The sequence below is a fragment of the Devosia sp. YR412 genome, from assembly GCF_900110945.1.
Lineage (GTDB): Bacteria > Pseudomonadota > Alphaproteobacteria > Rhizobiales > Devosiaceae > Devosia.
Window position 1 is genome coordinate 169969 of record NZ_FOFL01000004.1, and the last position, 17218, is coordinate 187186.

At 62.2% G+C, this 17218-nt stretch carries 16 protein-coding genes; 5 read left to right on the plus strand and 11 right to left on the minus strand.

The genetic code is table 11. The annotated features are described in order from the left end of the window. Positions 1-51 precede the first annotated feature (51 nt). The 11 genes from BM045_RS14535 to BM045_RS14585 all read right to left on the minus strand — a co-directional run bounded on the left by BM045_RS14535 (position 52) and on the right by BM045_RS14585 (position 11760). Positions 52-1602 (minus strand): ABC transporter substrate-binding protein, encoded by a 1551-nt coding sequence (locus BM045_RS14535; protein ID WP_092184480.1) that lies wholly within the window; start codon positions 1600-1602, stop codon positions 52-54. A 247-nt stretch (positions 1603-1849) separates the two neighbouring features. Next, entirely contained in the window at positions 1850-3409 is a 1560-nt protein-coding gene (locus tag BM045_RS14540; protein ID WP_244523011.1) for an ABC transporter substrate-binding protein, read from the minus strand. Next, positions 3406-4482 (minus strand): Gfo/Idh/MocA family protein, encoded by a 1077-nt coding sequence (locus tag BM045_RS14545; RefSeq protein WP_092184482.1) that lies wholly within the window; start codon positions 4480-4482, stop codon positions 3406-3408. The genes BM045_RS14540 and BM045_RS14545 overlap by 4 nt, the downstream gene beginning before the upstream one ends. Then, entirely contained in the window at positions 4479-5393 is a 915-nt protein-coding gene (locus BM045_RS14550; RefSeq protein WP_170848523.1) for an NAD-dependent epimerase/dehydratase family protein, read from the minus strand. Before BM045_RS14550 ends, BM045_RS14545 begins: the two co-directional genes overlap by 4 nt. Beyond that, on the minus strand, positions 5390-6067 hold the full coding sequence (locus BM045_RS14555) for a GntR family transcriptional regulator (protein WP_092184486.1): 678 nt from the start codon (positions 6065-6067) through the stop codon (positions 5390-5392). Before BM045_RS14555 ends, BM045_RS14550 begins: the two co-directional genes overlap by 4 nt. A gap of 1 nt (position 6068) precedes the next feature. Further along, positions 6069-6590, minus strand: a complete 522-nt coding sequence (locus BM045_RS14560; protein WP_092184488.1) for an ureidoglycolate lyase — start codon at positions 6588-6590, stop codon at positions 6069-6071. Further along, on the minus strand, positions 6587-7498 hold the full coding sequence (locus BM045_RS14565; RefSeq protein WP_210185027.1) for a polysaccharide deacetylase family protein: 912 nt from the start codon (positions 7496-7498) through the stop codon (positions 6587-6589). The genes BM045_RS14560 and BM045_RS14565 overlap by 4 nt, the downstream gene beginning before the upstream one ends. A 25-nt stretch (positions 7499-7523) precedes the next feature. Next, positions 7524-8525, minus strand: a complete 1002-nt coding sequence (locus BM045_RS14570) for a succinylglutamate desuccinylase/aspartoacylase family protein (RefSeq protein WP_092184492.1) — start codon at positions 8523-8525, stop codon at positions 7524-7526. Positions 8526-8530: 5 nt separating this feature from the next. Further along, positions 8531-9013 (minus strand): VOC family protein, encoded by a 483-nt coding sequence (locus tag BM045_RS14575; protein WP_092184494.1) that lies wholly within the window; start codon positions 9011-9013, stop codon positions 8531-8533. A gap of 9 nt (positions 9014-9022) precedes the next feature. Further along, the gene (locus BM045_RS14580) at positions 9023-10225 is read right to left on the minus strand and encodes a pyridoxal phosphate-dependent aminotransferase (protein WP_092184496.1); all 1203 of its coding nucleotides are present in this window, start codon (positions 10223-10225) and stop codon (positions 9023-9025) included. Positions 10226-10239: 14 nt separating this feature from the next. Next, on the minus strand, positions 10240-11760 hold the full coding sequence (locus BM045_RS14585) for a carboxypeptidase M32 (RefSeq protein WP_280139472.1): 1521 nt from the start codon (positions 11758-11760) through the stop codon (positions 10240-10242). A 194-nt stretch (positions 11761-11954) separates the two neighbouring features. Between BM045_RS14585 and BM045_RS14590 the strand changes: the two genes are divergently transcribed. Genes BM045_RS14590 through BM045_RS14610 form a run of 5 tightly spaced genes read left to right on the plus strand, consistent with a single transcriptional unit; the run spans position 11955 to position 17218 of the window. Next, positions 11955-12836, plus strand: a complete 882-nt coding sequence (locus BM045_RS14590) for a DUF4438 domain-containing protein (RefSeq protein ID WP_092184500.1) — start codon at positions 11955-11957, stop codon at positions 12834-12836. Beyond that, a complete protein-coding gene (locus BM045_RS14595; protein WP_092184502.1) occupies positions 12833-13711 on the plus strand; it encodes a DUF4438 domain-containing protein in 879 nt (292 codons plus the stop codon). Before BM045_RS14590 ends, BM045_RS14595 begins: the two co-directional genes overlap by 4 nt. Positions 13712-13714: 3 nt before the next feature. Further along, positions 13715-14797, plus strand: coding sequence for an Ldh family oxidoreductase (locus BM045_RS14600; RefSeq protein ID WP_092184504.1), 1083 nt, complete (start codon positions 13715-13717; stop codon positions 14795-14797). Continuing rightward, on the plus strand, positions 14794-15975 hold the full coding sequence (locus tag BM045_RS14605; protein WP_092184506.1) for a M24 family metallopeptidase: 1182 nt from the start codon (positions 14794-14796) through the stop codon (positions 15973-15975). Before BM045_RS14600 ends, BM045_RS14605 begins: the two co-directional genes overlap by 4 nt. Positions 15976-15988: 13 nt before the next feature. Beyond that, a complete protein-coding gene (locus BM045_RS14610) occupies positions 15989-17218 on the plus strand; it encodes a metal-dependent hydrolase family protein (RefSeq protein ID WP_092184508.1) in 1230 nt (409 codons plus the stop codon).

The window sequence follows — 17218 nt, forward strand, 5'->3', positions numbered from 1 at the left end:
TCGAAAGAGGGGCGATGCGCGGCGGACATGCCGCGCATCGATCAGGCGGTGCTACTTGAGGCTGGCGTTGAACAGCTCGATTTCCTCGTCACGACGCGGCGTCCAGTCGAGGCGACTGGAAACACCGTAGAAGTCGGGCTGGAAGTAGAGCTGCAGCCACGGGCCCTCGTCGTAAAAGAGCTTGAGCATGCGGTTAATGACCGGGCGGGCTTCCTCGACCGTCGGTGCGGCCAAGGCCAGCTTGTAGTCGTCGAACCAGCGCTCGTCGGTCCAGCCGGCATAGTTGGTGGCGGCTTCAGGCGTCGCGAACAGGCTCATGTCATAGAGCGGGTTCCAGGTGACGCCGCCAGCGCCGAGGAAGAACAGCGGACCAGCTTCCTTGGTGCGCAGCAGCGGCTGGTAGACCGATGCCCATTCCATCAACTCGACTTCGGTTTCGACACCGACATCGGTCAGATACTGGCCAATGGCCTGGATGACATTGGCATCGTTGAGGTAACGGCCGCGCGGACCCTGCAGCTTGATCTTGAAACGAACGCCGTCTTCGCCGCGTGGATAGCCGGCTTCGTCGAGCAAGGTTTCGGCCATGTCCGGATCATAGGGAACCGGGACAAGGTCAGGATTGCCATTGGGCGGATTGACCAAGCTGGTGGCGCGGTCGCAGGCCATGCCAAGCAGCTGGGTGCAGATGCCGGGCACGTCGACGGCATATTGCAGGGCAAAGCGGACCTTGGGATCCTTGATCTCCTCCGCGCCGGGCTGACCAGCCATGGCGTCGGTCATATTGAAGCCGATCTGGATGCGGCGGGTACCGCTGACGGCCGAAACAGTGGCAGTACCGGAGCTGTCGATGGCGCCAACCTGATCGGGCGACACATTGGTGATGATATCGACATTGCCGGCGATCAGCTCGGCCGTACGGGTCGAAGCTTCAGGAATGACGCGCCAGATGATGGTCTGGAAATTGCCTGGATCCTTGACCTTTTCCAGCACGACCTGCGAACCGCGATCCCAGGAAGCCAGCTTGTAAGAGCCGGAGCCGATCGGATTGGCGGCAGCCTCTTCCACCGTCATCTTCTCGTAGCTGTCTTTGCAGTGGATATACACTTGGCTCATCATGCCCAGCGCCAGAGTGGTGCGGGCCGAGATGTTGATCTTGACATGCAGGTCGTCGACCACCTCGGCGGACTTGAAGCCCAGCGTGGTATAGACGAAGCCTGGCGTGTTGCCGGTAAAGGCCAATGACTTGTCGGCCGGCCGGTTGAACGAATAAGCCACGTCTTCGGCGGTCAACGGCTCGCCGTCGTCGCAGGTCAGGTCGGGCTTGATGCCAAAGGTATAGGCCAGGCCATCGTCGCTGACTTCGGTCGTGTCGACCAGGTAGGGCTGAACTTCGCCCTCGTAGGTCACAGTGAACAGCGTCGCGAAGATATGCTTGGCGATATTGGCGTTGTCTCGGCTGGAAATCTGGGCCGGGTCGAAGGTAGACGGTTCAGCGCTGAGGCCGACGACGACGGTATTGTCCGGCGGTGCGGCCTGGGCAAGGACGGGCAGCGCCAATAGCGCGGCACCGGCCAGCAGGAGAGATTTGAGGGGCTTCATTTCGTTTTCCCTGAAGAATGCTCAATTGCGAAATCTTGGCTTCTTAGCCGGACTACCGGCGGTTCAGATGCGCCGGACCTTTGCCCGACGCGCCTTCGCAGAAATGGGACTGGAGATGGGTTCCAGTCCGGCCCTAAGTCTCGCTGCCGGGCTTACAGCAGCACCGTCTTTCCGTTCGAGGCTTCCCAACCGCAAACCATGCACGTCACATTCCCGGACACGCGGCTAAACCGCGTGTCCGGCTGGCTTACTTGGCCAGTGCTGCGTCCCACAGGTAGACGCGTTCGTCGCGGCGAGCCTCCCAGGTGATGCGTTCAGAAACGCCGTAGAAGTCAGGCTGGAAGTAGAGCATCAGCCACGGCGGATCGTTGTAGAACACGTCCAGCATGCGGTTGATGATCGGGCGCTGCGCCTCAGGCGTGGCGGCTTCGGCAATCTCTGCCCAGCCGTCGAACCAGTCGGGGTTGGCCCAAGAAGTGTAGTTGGTGCCAGACTCGACGGTGGCCAGGTCGGTCATGTCGATCAGTGGTTCGGACAGGTTACCGCCGGTGCCGAGGAAGAACAGCGGGCCGGCGTCATGGGCACGGATCAGCGGCACGTAGACGGAAGCGAATTCCATCAGGTCCACTTCGGTTTCGATGCCGACGTCGGTGAGGTACTGACCGATAGCCTGAACGACGTTGGCATCGTTCAGGTAGCGGCCGCGCGGACCCTGCAGCTTGATGGTGAAACGCACACCATTTTCGCCACGTGGATAGCCGGCTTCGTCGAGCATCGCCTCGGCCTTGTCGGGATCATAGGCATAGGGCACCAGATCGGGATTGCCATTGGGTGGATTGACCAGGCCGGTGGCGCGTTCGCAGTCGAAGTTCAGCAGCTGCGAGCAGATCGCAGGAACGTCGATGGCATATTGCATGGCCTTGCGCACGTCGGTCTTCTGGATGGCGGCACCACCCTCGCTACCGGCAGCGAAATCTTCACGCAGGTTGAAACCGACATAGATGCGGCGCGTGCCCTGCACGGACTGCACTTCGGCGGTACCCGACGAGTTGATCGCCTCGAGCTGGTCGGGGGCCACATTGGTGATGATGTCGACATTGCCGGCGATCAGCTCGGCCGAGCGGGTGGATGCTTCCGGGATGATACGGTAGATCAGATTGTCGAACGTGCCGGGCTCACGGTACTTTTCCAGCACGACTTGGGAGGCACGATCCCAGGTGACGAGCTTATAGGCGCCCGAACCAACCGGATGCTCGGCCGCTTCTTCGACCGTCATCTTCTCGTAGCTGTCCTTGCAGTGGATCATCACTTCGGTCATCAGCGTGAAGGCGATGGGGTTCTTGCGGCCGATAGTGATCTTGGCTTCGGTATCGCTGATAGCTTCAGCGCCCTTGAAGTCGATCGAGGTGAAGATATAGCCGGGCGTATTGCCGGTGAAGGCCAGGGCGGGATCGGCGGAGCGGGTGAAGGAATAGGCCACGTCTTCGGCAGTCAGCGCCTCGCCATCTTCGCAGGTCAGGCCCGTCGGGATGGTATAGGTATATTCGAGGCCATCGTCGGACACCGAATAGGCGGTGGCGACATCGGGCACGATCTCGCCGGTCGGCAGCGGCTCGTAGAGCGTGCGGAAAATGTGCCGGGCGATATTGGAATTGTCGCGCGACGAAATCTGGGCAGGGTCGAAGGTCGAGGCATCTGCAGAGAGGCCCACGACAATGGTGTTATCCGGCGGCGCTGCATAGGTGGGAACCATCGGCGCGACGAGCGCTACGGTGCCCGCCATGAGCAGGTGTCTCATGGTCTTCATAGTGACGTCCTTTGCTGGTGAGCGGAGGTAAAAGTCTGGCCAATCCCGCGCTCCGCGCTGGTCTCGAGATCGGATGGGTTGATCGCACTGCCCTGCTGCTGGGAAATGATGCAGGCCTGGACCATGCGAAGAGATTTGAGGTGGTCGCGCCCCGAACAGAGCAGTGGCGCGGTACCGCGCAGCGTGGCGACGAAGGCCGCGAGCAGCGCGATCGCGTCGTTGATCCATTGCTCGTAGGCCGGCAGTTCGACGGCGGTCAGGGCCTCGTCCTGCTGGCGGGCGAAATGCAGGTCGCCGAACTGGTCCTTCTGCAGCACCACGCCGTCGGCGCACTCGGTGCGCCATTCAAAGCCCGGCTGTTGCCAGTTGGACTGCCAGGTGCCCTGGTAGTTGACGATCACGCCATTGGCCATTGTGAACAGGGCGCTGACATTGGCGTCGTCGGCATACATCGACCAGCTCGGATTGAAGGTCTTGGCAAAGACCTGCACCGGCTCGGACTTGTAGACATAGCGCAGCAGGTCGAAGTGGTGGATCGACTGCTCCCACAGCATAGGCTGGTCCATGGTCAGCGGATATTTGTTGAGCCGCGCCAGCCTGCCATCGCGCCAGCGCTCGTAGGTGAAGCGGGCGAACTCGGGCTTGCCCACATCGGTCTCGAACAGGCTGATGGTCTTCTGCGTCACCGGCAGGAAGCGGAAATTGAGGCCCACCATCAGTGGCACGCCGGCCTCTTCGGCCATTTCCACATAGTGCGCGGCGAGCTCGACACTGTCGGCCAGCGGCTTTTCGGCCAGGATCGGCAGCCTGGCTTTGCAGGCGGCCTCCATCTGTCGCTCGCGTCCGCCGGGCGGCGTGGCCAAAAGCACGAAATCGGCCGGAACCTGCGACAGCAGATCCACATCGGCCGCGGCAACCGCACCCGGGCACTGCGCCAGGGCCCGCTCGCGCGCGGCCTCGGAAGGGTCGACCAGGCCGACGATCCGGCAATCGGGATTGGCATTGATGACACGCAGCCAGAACTGGGCACGGGCGCCAAGCCCAACAATGATGATGCGGAGCGGCTCGGTCATGGCTGGGCCTCTGTCGCAATGATGTGGGACAGACCGCTGGCCAGCGAGGTCCAGGGGTAGAGGCAGGCCATGTCACGACGCATGCTGGCCATCGGCAGGCGCCGGGATGCGCCGGCCGTCTCGACCTCTACACGCGTGCCGGGCACCAATGCCGCGATGGCCTGCGCGAGGCCGGCTTCGCTAGTCAGCTCGGGTGAGGAGAAATGCAGTATGGCCGGCGGCGCCACCCGGTCGCGCAGCACGGCATTGAGCGCCGGCGCCAGGTCCGGTGCAAAGGTCCAGTCGCGGACCGTCGCGGGGGATGTGACCACGATCGGCTCCCCTGCCCGCGCAGTATCAAGCCAGCGTCGCACCATGGACACAGTCTTGCGGCTGTCCCGGCTCGCCTCGTAGGGCCCGAAGACTGGCCCCAGGCGGATGGAAAAGGCCGTGAAATGCTCGCTGGCCGCACCTTGCACGATGATTTCACTAGCGCGCTTGGCCACGGCATAGGGTGCCAGGCTCGTCGGCACGGTGGTCTCGAGCAGCACATCGTCGCTGTCGGTATTGTCGAACACGCCGGACGAGGAGATGAAGACGAACTGACTTGCGCCGGCCTGTTGGGCAAATTCCAGGCAATCCAATAGGGGCAGCAGATTGCTGCGGACATGGGTCGTGCCGCTTATGCCAAGGTCCTCAGCGGTCGAGGTCAGCGCTGCGCCATGGATCACCAGGTCGAACGGTCCGAGTGCGCCAAGGCTTTCGCTATCCAGCGAGGCCTCGATCATCGCGATGCCCTCGAGCCGCGCTGCCGTCGGCGCGTCGAACTGGCGATCGAATGCCGTGACGTGATCGCCCAGCTTGGCAAAACCTGTCGCCAGATGCGATCCGACGAAACCACCGGCTCCAGTGATGAGGACGCGACGGCTCAAGATGTGATCCCCAGTTCTTCCGGGCTGATCTGGGAGGCCGACCGCGTGTGATCGGAAATCAGCGAGATAGCCAGGATCATGTCGCCCTTCTCGATGGCATCAACGATGGGCGGATGATTGCGGGCGACCTGGCTGAGGTCGCGATTGGACATGTTGCGCAGGGCCATGATCTGGCGGATGCGCAGGTAGAGATTGTCCCACATGCCCAGCATCAGCTGATGGTCGGCCAACAGGATCAGGCAACGGTGGAAGGCCTCGTCCGACCTCATCAGTGCGGCAAAATCCTTGCGCTCGGCTGCCTCGAACATCGACGCGGTATGCAGCCGGAGTTCGGCGACATCGACCTTGCGCTCGACGATGCGGCGAATGGCAAAGGCTTCGAACTGCTCGCGCAGGCTGTAGAGTTCTTCCACTTCCTTCTGCGTCAGCGGTTTGACGCGCTTGCCCTTGTAGGGCTCACTTTCGATCAGCCCGTCGGCTTCCAGGATCTGAATGGCCTCACGCACCGGCGCGCGGGACACATTCAACTGCTCGGCCAGCGCCATTTCGATGATCGGTGTGCCGGGCTTCATGCTGCCGTTGACGATAGCCTGACGCAGGATGTCGGCCACCGTGACGCGGAGCGGCACGTTTTCGATGCGGGCAATCTCTGTTGCGGCCTGATCGGTGATCATCTCAATGTCCCTGTCCAGAGGCGATGGTGTCGATCCGGAAGTCGTCCGACGGCAAAATTTCGATGGCGGGTATCGGCAGGAAAACATCGTCATCCGCTGCACCGCGCCACATCAGGACGGCGAAGGAGCCGGTTCGATCGAGCACGCTCGCTCCGCCATGCCAGACGTTGCGGCCATAGATCACGCCTAGCGTGGAGGGCAGTTCGAAGACCGCCACCGCGCTGAGGTCCGGCTGTCCGGAAGCCAGCGACGGCGCCACCGTCACAAGGTAGCGGGACACATCGAGCGGCACGAAGGCCTGGGCGGCATGCGGATGTTTTTCGAGCTTGTCCAAGCGACCCGGCAGCCTCACCGGTTCGATCCGATTGACGTGAAAAACCGGCGCCAGTCCGCTCGACGCGGATCCGAGCCAGTCGGAATAGAACTGGCGCTGCCCGGCTTCCGCAGGCCGAGTGATCAGCGTGCCAAAGGGCGCGAAGGTCTCGTCCGAAATGTCCTGCCGGATCCGCAGCTGATGGGTCATGCCCGCTCCCCAAGCGACGATGGCATGACGCTTTTCCAGTGTGCAGCGATGTCGGCGCGCCGCGCCACCCAGACGTCCGGTTTGTTGGCGATGTGGTCGAGAAATTTGACCAGTCCGGCGATACGCCCCGGATGGCCAATGACCCGTGGATGCAGGCCGATCGACATCATGCGTGGCGTGGTCTGCCCCTCAGCGCGCAGCACGTCGAAGCTGTCGATCAGGAACTGCGCATAGTCCTGACCGTTCTCGATGCCACCACCGGCCAGAAGCTTGGCGTCATTGGTGACCAGCGAATAGGGCACCACCAGATGCGGCTTGCCGCCGACTTCGGTCCAATATGGCACTTCGTCATTATAGGCGTCGCTGTCATAGCCATAGCCGCCATGTTCCACCACGAGCCGGCGGGTATGTTCGCTGGGGCTATAGCGGCAGTACCAGCCTTGTGGCGCACGGCCGACGCTTTGCTCGATGCTCGTATAGGCCTTGGCGATATGCTCACGCTCGGTTGCTTCATCCAGGTGGTAGTGTTCCACCCAGCGATAGCCATGCGCCACGATATCCCAGTCGGTCTGGGCGATCGCCTTGGCCACTTCACCATTGTGCTCAAGCGCCAGTGCCGCCGCAAACACCGTCAGCGGCAATTGCCGCTCCTGGAATAGCCTAGCAATGCGCCAGAAGCCGACCCGCGAGCCATATTCATACATGCTCTCGGAGGCCAGATCGCGGCTTCCCGCCGGGACGCGGGCCGCATTGACCTCGATCAGCGCGGTCTCGGAACGCCCGTCACCATTGCCGATCGAATATTCCGAACCCTCTTCGTAGTTGAGCACGAAGTTGATCGCGACGCCGGCATTGTGGGGCCAGCGTATGGTCGGCGGTCGATCTGCGTAGCCAACGAAGTCGCGCATCTGCATGTCCCCTGTGCCAGACCTCTTACGGCGTCCAGGCACGCGGCCCCTCTACCTTGTTGAAGAAGCAGCACCAGTCGCCGGTGTTGACATTGGGCAAGGCGCGGAGACCGAAGAACATGCCGTCAGCCGGCGCCACCAGATGCGCCAGCTCGTCGCCGAAGATGTTGACAATCTTTGCCAGGCTATCGCCCTTCTTCATCGGCTTGAGGAAATCGACACCCGGTGTCGGCACGAAAATGCCCGATACCGGGGCGAGCAGCGCCTCCTGCTGGCCCTTGGTGGCATCGGTCGGATAGGTCGCCTGCCCCGGATACATCTTGTAATGGCGCAGGATGTTGATGATCGAGTCCGCCAGGTGTCGCGAGACCTCGGCGAACTTTTCAGGCGAGGTCGCCGAACGGCCGCCCAGCTCGACCGTGATGCCGGTCTTGCCGATTTCCTTCATCTGCGCCATGGGCGAACCCTTGGGCAGGAAGTTACTCATGATGCAGCCCCAGCCGTCGCCCATTGCCATGGCGAGTTCGACCGAAGCGGGGGTCTCGTCGACGAAAATGGCCTTGGCGAGGAAGGAATGCGCTCCGCCCGAATGGATCGAGATTTCGAGATCGGCAACCTTGCTCATCCATTCCGAATGGGCCCAGGCGACGCGTTCGCTGAGATAGCCATTGGCCTTGCCGGGATAGATGCGGTTCATGTCGAAAGAAAATGTATCGAGCGGATTGCCGCGATTGGAATTCTCGAAAGCCATGACATTCATCACCGGCACCATGACCAGCGTGCCCGACAGCTGTGCCGGATCGACTTCCTTCAGCGCTATTCCGCAGGCCATCGGGCCTTCCGGCTCGTCGCCATGGATGGCGCCGTCGACCCAGAACACCGGGCCGGGCTTGGCGCCGTTGATGATCACCAGGGGGATTTCGACCTTGGTGCCGCCGGCCAGCTCGGTGACCGGAATGACGCCGCGAACAATGGTGCCGGGAGCAGCGATGGCAGTACCGACAGTGATGGTTTTAGCTTCGGACATGGCGATCAAATACCCTTTACGGCCTTGTACTTCTCGAGCTCTTCGGCCGTGTAGACCTGCATGAACTCGATCTCGATGCCGCCGGCATCATTGTCGAGGAAGGCCACGAAGCCCTCGGGATGGGCATGCGAACCGTAGACACCGCAGGCCTGGCAGATGCGCAGCTCGGCGCCCTGCGCCTTGGCGTGGTCGAGGGCCTTGTCGATATTGTCGACGGCGTAGCAGATGTGGTGCAGGCCTTCGGCATTGCGCTGCTTGATCCAGGTGTCGAAGCGCCCCCCCTCCTCCAGCGACTGGCAGAGCTGGTATTCGATGCCGCCCAGTTCAAAGAGCGCGACGCGGTTCTTGGACTTGGGATAGTCGATCAGCGCCGTATCGGTCGGCACGTCGAGGAACTTGGAATAGGCCGATAGGGCGCCCTTGGCGTCCTTCACCGCGAAGGCCATGTGCTTGATCGACAGAACGTTTGGATTGGTAGAAACGGACATGACTGCTCCTTAGGCTGCGGGCGCGGCGCGCTCGGCTCGAATGGTAGTGACAACGGTCTGGATGCGGCTCATCGCCTCTTTGATGCGCTCGACCGGCTGGGTCAGCGACATGCGGACGAAATCATCGGTGTAGTCGCCGTAGATCGTGCCCGGGTAGACCATGACCTTGCCCTCGGCGAGTACGCGCTCGCAGAACTGGCTGGCCAGCAGGCCGATGGCGGCGACATTGGCATAGACATAAAAGGCGCCCTGCGGCTCGGCATAGGGAATGCCGATGGCGTCGAGCCCGGCGCACAGCGCCTTGCGGCGCTCGTCATAGATGAGGCGCATCTCTTCGACGCAGTCCTGCGGCCCGGTCAGCGCGGCCAAGGCCGCATGCTGGCTGACGGAAGCCACGGAAATGGCAAAGGCGTGGTTGATCTCGGCCATGGCCACGATCAATTCGCGCGGCCCGGCAAAATAGCCGATGCGCCAGCCGGTCATGGCATAGGCTTTTGAAAAGCCCGACAGCGTGATGGTGCGCTCTTTCATGCCGGGCAGCGAGGCCACCGGCTGGATGCGCTGATTGCCATAGGTCAGGCGGGCATAGATTTCGTCAGAAATGACGATCAGGTCATGCTCGATCGCCAGCTTGGCGATCTTTTCGACCTCGTCCGGCGCCGTCACCGTGCCGGTCGGATTGTTCGGATTGATCAGCACCAGCACCTTGGACTTCGGCGTGATGGCGGCCTTGACCATATCGGCGGTGAGCGTGAAATTGGTCTCCATGCTCATGCGGATATTGACGACTGTTGCGTCGGCCAGTTCAGCAGCCTGACCATAGGGATTGTAGCCCGGGCATGGCACGAGGATTTCGTCGCCCGGATTAAGCAGGGCTAGCGCGATGACGAACATGGCATGCTGACCGCCGGGCGTGACGACGATCTCGTCGACGGCATAATCGGCGCCGCCATAGGCCTTGATATTCTCGGCAATCGCCTTGCGCAGCGCCGGCAGACCCAGCGGATGGCCATAATGGGTCTCGCCGCGCCCCAGCGCGTCCTGGCCGGCCTTGACGATATGGGCTGGCGTATCGAGATCGGGATCGCCGCGACCCAGCTTGATGACGTCGGTCAGCCCCTCGGCGATATCGGCCATGCGGGTGATGATATGGGCGTCCTTGAGCTTGACGCGGTCGGCCAGACGATTGGCATGCAGTGCTGAAGCTTCCATGACCCTCTCCTCCCCTAGAGGCTGTAAAGTTCGCTGTATTTGGTGGTGAGGTGGGCAATATAGGGCTCGGGATCGAGCTTGCGGCCCGTCGCCTTGACCAGCAGTTCATCGCGCATGTAGCGGCGCCCGTGCTGATGCACATTCTCGACCATGTAGGCCCGCAGTGGCTCGTAATTGCCCGAAGCCAGGCCGCTGGCGATGGTCGCATCCTGCTTCGCGGTCTCGAACAGCTGGCCGGCCATCACATTGCCGATCGTGTAATTGCAGAAGGTGCCGATCTGGCCCGATGACCAATGCACGTCCTGCAGCACGCCCAGCGCGTCATTGGGCACGTCGAGACCGAGATATTCCTTGATCTTGGCGTTCCAGGCCTCGGGCAGATCCTTGACCTTGAGCGAACCGTCGATCAGTGCCGCCTCGATGTCGGTGCGCAGCATGACGTGGAAATCATAGGTCAGTTCATCGGCCTCGACGCGGATCAGGCCCGGCTTGCAGCGATTGACCGCCCGGAAGAATTCCTCCGCCGTCACATCGGCCAGCTGCTCGGGATAGAAGGCCTGCGCCTCGGCGAAATTGACTGCCCAGAACTCCCGGCTGCGGCCGACATGGTTTTCCCACAGGCGCGACTGCGATTCATGGGCGCCAAAACTGACGCCGCCCACGGCATAAAGACCGACAAGGTCGGTAGCGAAAGGCGTGCGCGTATAGGCTGCGTCCACACCCTGCTCATAGAGCGCGTGACCAGCCTCGTGAAGCGCACCGAACAGGCTTGCCGCGACATAATTTGGATTGAAGCGCGTGGTGATGCGCACGTCATTGCGGGTGAATGACACTTCGAAGGGATGCAGCGTCGTATCCAGCCGCCCGCGATTGAGGTCGTAGCCGACCTTCTGCGACATCGAGAGGGCAAATTCATGCTGCTTGTCGATCGGATAGAAGCGCTCAAGGAAATCGAAGCGCGGCTGCTCCTTGTCGCCGATCGCCTTGACCAGCGGGATCAGCGCCTCGCGCAGGCGGGCAAACAGCGGGGTGAGGCTGGCGACGGTTTCGCCGGGCTCGAAGCGATACATCAGCGCATCATAGGGATGCGCCTCATAGCCAATGGCCTCTGCCATCTCGCGATTGAGCGCCACGGTCTGCTCGAGGATCGGCGCAAACTGGCTGAATTCGCTTTCGGCTCGCGCCTTGGCCCAGACGGCATGGCCGTTGGCGCCCAGCTCAGCCCGCTTGCGGGTCAGTTCGGCCGGAATGGCAAGGTGATAGTCGATGGCAGCACGCACTTGGGCGACCATGACCTTTTCCACAGCTTCATCAGGCATGGCGGCAACTTCCGCCTCGGCTCTGTCCAAGTGGCTGCGCGTCGACGCGGAAACCAGCAGGTCGCGGGTCAAAACCGACAGCGTGGCCAACTGCTTGCCACGCGTTTCGTGACCGCCATGAGGCATCATGGTGCGAGCATCCCAGCTCAGGATCGACTGCGTGTTGAGCAGGTCGTTCACCTGACCCACACTCTCCATAAGCTGCGCGTAACTCATTGCCCTGACTAACTTTCTTCTTCTTTGCGACCGTTTTTGCCGCTTTGTTGATCGGGTGCTTGACGAGGCCCGATCCGTGTGCACATTTGTCGGTTATCAGATTGTCGACAATCTAATGAGCTAATGTTGGACAGGGAATCTGGTGGTTGTCAAGCGATGCAAACGGGACGTTGGAAAATAGTGGAAGCGCACAAATGAGCACCGATCTGGGGAGACTTACCTCCAATTCCGACGCCCTCGTCGCCATGGCAGTTTGCGGCTATGTCAGCACGCCATCGCTGCGTCCGGGGCACTACACGCACTATCCCGACGGCAAGGGTGTCATCCTGCCCGGAATGTTCGGCGTGACCTATAATGCTAGCGTCGGCGACCGCGCCTTTGGCTGGGCCGGCGACCATGTCGAGCCCGGTGTTTCCATCGCCCATCCGGACGAAAAGTCGGACATGGCGCTGCATTACCTGAGCTGCGTCGGCAATGAAGCCACTGTCATGTCTGGCCTCGCCAAGGGCGCTAAGGGCACCGTGACCGGCGAGCATGCCCGCCTGCTCGTCGCCTTTCCTGATGAGGTCAACGAGCTGCTCAATATCGGCGACCAGATCCAGATCGAGGCTCTCGGCCGCGGCATTGCGCTCGATGAGTTTCCGCAGGTCGAATTCAAGAAGACCAGCCCCAAGCTGTTGCAGGCCCTGCGCCTGACTCGGAGCGGCAATGGCGCACTCAAACTTCCCGTCGCCATCGAACTGCCGATCGAGATCATGGGCTCGGGCGCCGAACTCAATTCCGAATATGTCGACCAGGACCTGATGAGCGGCGATCGCCAGCTGATGGCCGACCTTGGTGTCGACCAGATGCGGCTGGGCGACATCATCGCCATCCGCCACGCCGACCACCATTTCGGCCGCTCCTATCGCGAGGGCGCCGTCTCCATCGCCATCTGCATCCACGGCGACTCGATCATGACCGGCCACGGGCCGGGCATCATGACGCTGATGAGCTGCGCCGAAGGCGGCATCGAGTTCGACATCGACCCGACCGCCAACATTTCCAACTACTTCCGTATCGGAGCCGCCAAATGACCGTCAGTTTCAACGAAGCCGATCTCGTTGCCGTCTCGGTCGGCGGCATCATTGCCCATCCCGGCTTTCCCGGCCTGCCGGCCGAGCCCTATCGCCTCGCCGCCGACGGCACGCCCTTCCTGCTGCCGGCCTGGGGCGGCATCGTCTACAATATCTCGGTTGGCGACCGCGCCTTCGGCTGGGCCGCCGATTGCATCCATCCCGGCGTCTCGATCCGCGGCACCGATGACCTGAAGAACCGCGGCCTCAACGTCTTTGCCTGCCTGGGCAATACGGCCACCGTCATGACCGGCCAGGCGCAGGGTGCCAAGGGCGTCGTCACCGGCAAATCCGGCCGCTTTTCCGAACAGGTGATCGTCCACTTTCCCAAGGACATCCGCAAGAAAATGTCCGTTGGCGACCAGATTCTGGTCAAGTCCTACGGCACCGGCATCTCCATCACGGGCCATGAGGCGATCAACTGCAAGGGCCTGTCGCCAGACCTGCTCAAGGTCCTGCCCAGCAAGGTCGAAGATGGCGTGCTCAAGTTCGGCGTCGTCGCCACCGTGCCGGCCTTTCTAGTCGGCGCCGGTGCAGGCCTTACCAGCGAAGGCGGCAGCCTGCATATGCAGTCGACCGACAAGGCTGCGCTGAAAGAGGCCGGTCTCGACCAGCTCAAGCTCGGCGATGTGGTCGCCATCGAGAATACCGATAGTCGCTACAACCACGGTTACCTGCGCGGCGCCATGAGCATCGGCATTGTCGGGCAGACCGATGGCCCGCGCTCCGGCTATGGCCCCGGTATGACGGTGATCATGACCGCGCCCAAGGGAGAACTCGGCGCCTATGCCGAAGCCTCCGCCAATATTGCCGCCCTGCTCAAGCTCGAGGCATAGCAAGTGGCCATCACGCTGACCAATGTCGACAGGCCCAGCCTTGAGCGTTTCATGTCGGAAGGTTTCGAGGCACTCGGTCTGACGAGCGGCGACGCTCGCATCTTTGCCGATGCGCTGATCTTTTCCGAGCTACGCTTCCACCCCGGCCACGGCCAGGGCGTGCGTCGCCTGCGCCGCTATCAGGAGCGGATCGCCCAGAAACTGGTCGATCCTCGTGCGCCCTTTGAAGTGGTCAAGGAGAGCCCTGCCCTCGCCCTCGTCGATGCACACAACGGCATCGGCACTGTGGCGGCCGCCAAGGCCATGAAGCTGGCCGTGGAAAAATCCAAGGTCTGCGGCATCGGCCAGGTGATCGTGCGCAATTCCACCCATTATGGCTCGTCGGCGGTCCATGCCTGCCAGGCCATGGAAGCGGGCTGCATCGGCATTGCTTATACCAATGCCGGCCCCGAAATGGCGCCATGGGGTGGTCGCGAAGGCGCGGTCGGCACCAACCCCTGGGGCATTGCCGCGCCGACAAGTCTCGGCTTTCCCGTCGTGATGGATTTTGCCCTGACCACGGCCGGCAAGGGCATGATGCTCTGGCATGCCCGCGAAGGCAAAAAGATGCCGACCGACTGGGCGCTCACCCCCGCCGGCGAAGTGACCGACGACCCCAATGCCGCCATGCAGGGCGCCCTTTTGGCCATCGGCGAATATAAGGGCTATGGCCTCGCCTTCATGACCGATGTGCTAACCGGCGTCATTTCCGGCGGCGGTTTTGGCCTTACGCCCTATGCCGATCAAGCCAGGCTCGACGTCTCCCATAGCCTCACCGCCATCGACATCGAGTGGTTTATGCCGCTCGAGACCTTCAAGGCGCGGATGGGCGAATTTTCCGAAATGGTCAAAAGCCGGGCGACGCGCCCCGGCTTTTCCGAAATCCTCATTCCCGGCGAACAGGAAGCCCGCCGCGTGGCGAAGAAATCCGCCGCCGGAGTGCCGCTAGACGACGACGTGCTCAAGGACCTTGTCACCCTCGGTACCGAACTAGGCCTTTCTGCCCGCATCGAAGCGCTCGGCCCCTATCGGGAGGATCGCCTGTGACCCTGGTCCTGCCGATCGTCCAACCCGTCAAGCCACTCGGCGCGAGCTTCCGTCAGGCCGTGCGGGATCGCCTGCTCCAGGCTGCAGCGGCGCGCGGGTTGGACGGCGTGCTGCTGCTGTCGCCGGCCAATGTCTTCTACGCCTGCGGCTTCCACTTCTCGGTCAACGAGCGCCCCGTCGGCCTCTATGTGCCGGTCGACGGCGAGCCGACGCTTTTCATCCCATTGCTGGAGCTGGAAAATGCCCAGCCTACGCCGGGTGTCTCGCTTGGCGTCTATGAGGAATTTCCCGGGCTGGTGCATCCGGTGGTCTGGATGGTCTGTCAGTCCAAGGCCAATCGCATCGCCATCGATGGGCTGGATGCCCGCCAGATCGCGCCGCTCAATACCCTGCTCGATGAATTGGTCCTCGAAGACCTGATTGCACCGCAGCGCTATATCAAGACCGCGGAAGAACTGGTGCTGACCCGCATCGCGGCCAGCTATGCCGATCTCTGCCTCGAACGCCTGCTGGCTGAAGCTGGCAACATCATCGCCCAAGGCGGCAGCGAGCTCGATCTGCATGCCGATTGCACCGGCTTTGCCTTGGCCGCCCTCAAGCGCGACTATGGCGCAGCCTTTGCCGGATCCAAGCTGGCTGTCGCCGCCTCGGTGCATTCCGGCCCGCGCTGCGCCCTGCCCCATGGCGCCACCAGCCATCGCCAGCCGCTTGCCGGCGAAACCATCATCTGCGGCGTCGGCGCCACCCTCGGCGGTTACCACGCCGAAAGCGGCGTCACGCTCTTCACTGGCGAAATAACTGCCGAACATCGACGCGTCATGATCGCCATGGACGCCTGCAATGATGCGGCTGTCGCCGCGCTCAAGCCCGGCGCCCGCTGCCAGGATGTCAACGAGGCGGCGCTCGATGCCCTCAAGGCCGCCGATCTCGGCGACGCCATCCGCCATCGTATCGGTCACGGCATGGGCGTCGAAGGCCATGAGGCGCCTTGGCTCGCTCCCGGCGACATGACCGAGGTCGCGCCCAGCATGGTGTTTTCCAACGAGCCGGGCGTTTACCGCCCCGAGCGCGACGGCTATCGCACCATCAACACCATGCTGGTTCAGCCGGACGGCGTCGAAATTCCCAGTCGGTTCCAAGCCGACCATCCCATCGAACAGCGCGTCATCGCGCTCTAATAGAGGTGCTTGAATGCCCGAACCCGTAGCCTGGCACTATACCAAGATCACCAAGCCGATGTTCGACCAGAAGCCGGTCGACCAGATTCTGGTTGGTCGCATCATCACCGCCAATGGCGACGAGATCATCAAGGACGGCTTCGTGGAAGTCATCGGCGGCAAGATCACCCGTGTCGGCCAAAAGTCCGAAATGGGCACGCCGACCCTCACCGTCACCGATACCGGCGGCAAGACCATCATGCCCGGACTCATCCAGTCGCATGGCCATCTCTCGTGGGACGGCGTGCATGAGCTGTCTTTCCAGTCCATGTATGACAGCCCAGAAATCCGCGCCTACAAGGCCGCCGGCAATATGCTGAAGTCCCTGCGCGCCGGCGTCACTTTGGTGCGCGACCTTGGCGTGCACAATGCCAATCTCTTCGCCAAACAGGCCGTCGCCCAGGGTTTCTTCCCGGGCCCGCGCCTTCTGGTCTCCGGCGAGAGCATCATCCAGACCGGCGGCCACACCTATTGGGTCTGTCGCGAAGCCTCGGGCGCCGACGAAATGCGTCGTGCCGTGCGCGACCAGGTCAAGGGCGGCGCCGATCTCATCAAGATCATGGCCTGCCACGATACGCTCGAATTCACCGACGCCGAGCTCGAAGCCGTCATCGATGAAGCCCATCGCAATCGCCTGCCCGTCACCGCCCACGCAACCTATGACGCCTGCATCAGGCGCGTCGTCGAATTCGGCGTCGACTGCGTCGAACACGGCGGCTCGATGAGCGACGAGACCATCCAGCTGCTGCTCGACAAGAAAATCCCGATAGTCACGACCTTCTCGGCTTTGGTCATCCAGTCCAAGCCCGAGATCGCCCGTGCCTTCGGCATTCCCGAATGGAAGATCGCCGAGCGCCAGAAGGCCGTTGCCGACAAGACCCGCTTCGATGGTCTCGTCCGCGCTGCCAAGGCCGGCGTGCCGATCGTCTTCGGCACTGATGCCGGCAGCCCGGCTGTCGAGCATGACCAGATAGCGCCCGAGCTCGAATTCATGGTCGAGGTCGGCGTCTGCACCAGCAAGCTGGATGCGCTCCGCGCCATCACCATTCGCGGTGCCCAGCTTTCGAAAATGGACAAGAAAATCGGCACGGTCGAAGTCGGCAAGGAAGCCGATCTGATCGTCGTCGACGGCAAACCCGATGAAGATTTCTACGCGCTGGAACGCGTTCAGATGACGTTCATCGCTGGCAAGAGGATGCATTGA

Bases quoted from the DNA above. Each gene is read 5' to 3' on its own strand.
- BM045_RS14535 (WP_092184480.1), bottom strand. From the start codon at position 1,602: ATGAAGCCCCTCAAATCTCTCCTGCTGGCCGGTGCCGCGCTATTGGCG.
- BM045_RS14555 (WP_092184486.1), bottom strand. From the start codon at position 6,067: ATGATCACCGATCAGGCCGCAACAGAGATTGCCCGCATCGAAAACGTG.
- BM045_RS14590 (WP_092184500.1), top strand. From the start codon at position 11,955: ATGAGCACCGATCTGGGGAGACTTACCTCCAATTCCGACGCCCTCGTC.
- BM045_RS14560 (WP_092184488.1), bottom strand. From the start codon at position 6,590: ATGACCCATCAGCTGCGGATCCGGCAGGACATTTCGGACGAGACCTTC.
- BM045_RS14585 (WP_280139472.1), bottom strand. From the start codon at position 11,760: ATGAGTTACGCGCAGCTTATGGAGAGTGTGGGTCAGGTGAACGACCTG.
- BM045_RS14540 (WP_244523011.1), bottom strand. From the start codon at position 3,409: ATGAAGACCATGAGACACCTGCTCATGGCGGGCACCGTAGCGCTCGTC.
- BM045_RS14575 (WP_092184494.1), bottom strand. From the start codon at position 9,013: ATGTCCGTTTCTACCAATCCAAACGTTCTGTCGATCAAGCACATGGCC.
- BM045_RS14595 (WP_092184502.1), top strand. From the start codon at position 12,833: ATGACCGTCAGTTTCAACGAAGCCGATCTCGTTGCCGTCTCGGTCGGC.
- BM045_RS14570 (WP_092184492.1), bottom strand. From the start codon at position 8,525: ATGTCCGAAGCTAAAACCATCACTGTCGGTACTGCCATCGCTGCTCCC.
- BM045_RS14610 (WP_092184508.1), top strand. From the start codon at position 15,989: ATGCCCGAACCCGTAGCCTGGCACTATACCAAGATCACCAAGCCGATG.
- BM045_RS14565 (WP_210185027.1), bottom strand. From the start codon at position 7,498: ATGCGCGACTTCGTTGGCTACGCAGATCGACCGCCGACCATACGCTGG.
- BM045_RS14545 (WP_092184482.1), bottom strand. From the start codon at position 4,482: ATGACCGAGCCGCTCCGCATCATCATTGTTGGGCTTGGCGCCCGTGCC.
- BM045_RS14580 (WP_092184496.1), bottom strand. From the start codon at position 10,225: ATGGAAGCTTCAGCACTGCATGCCAATCGTCTGGCCGACCGCGTCAAG.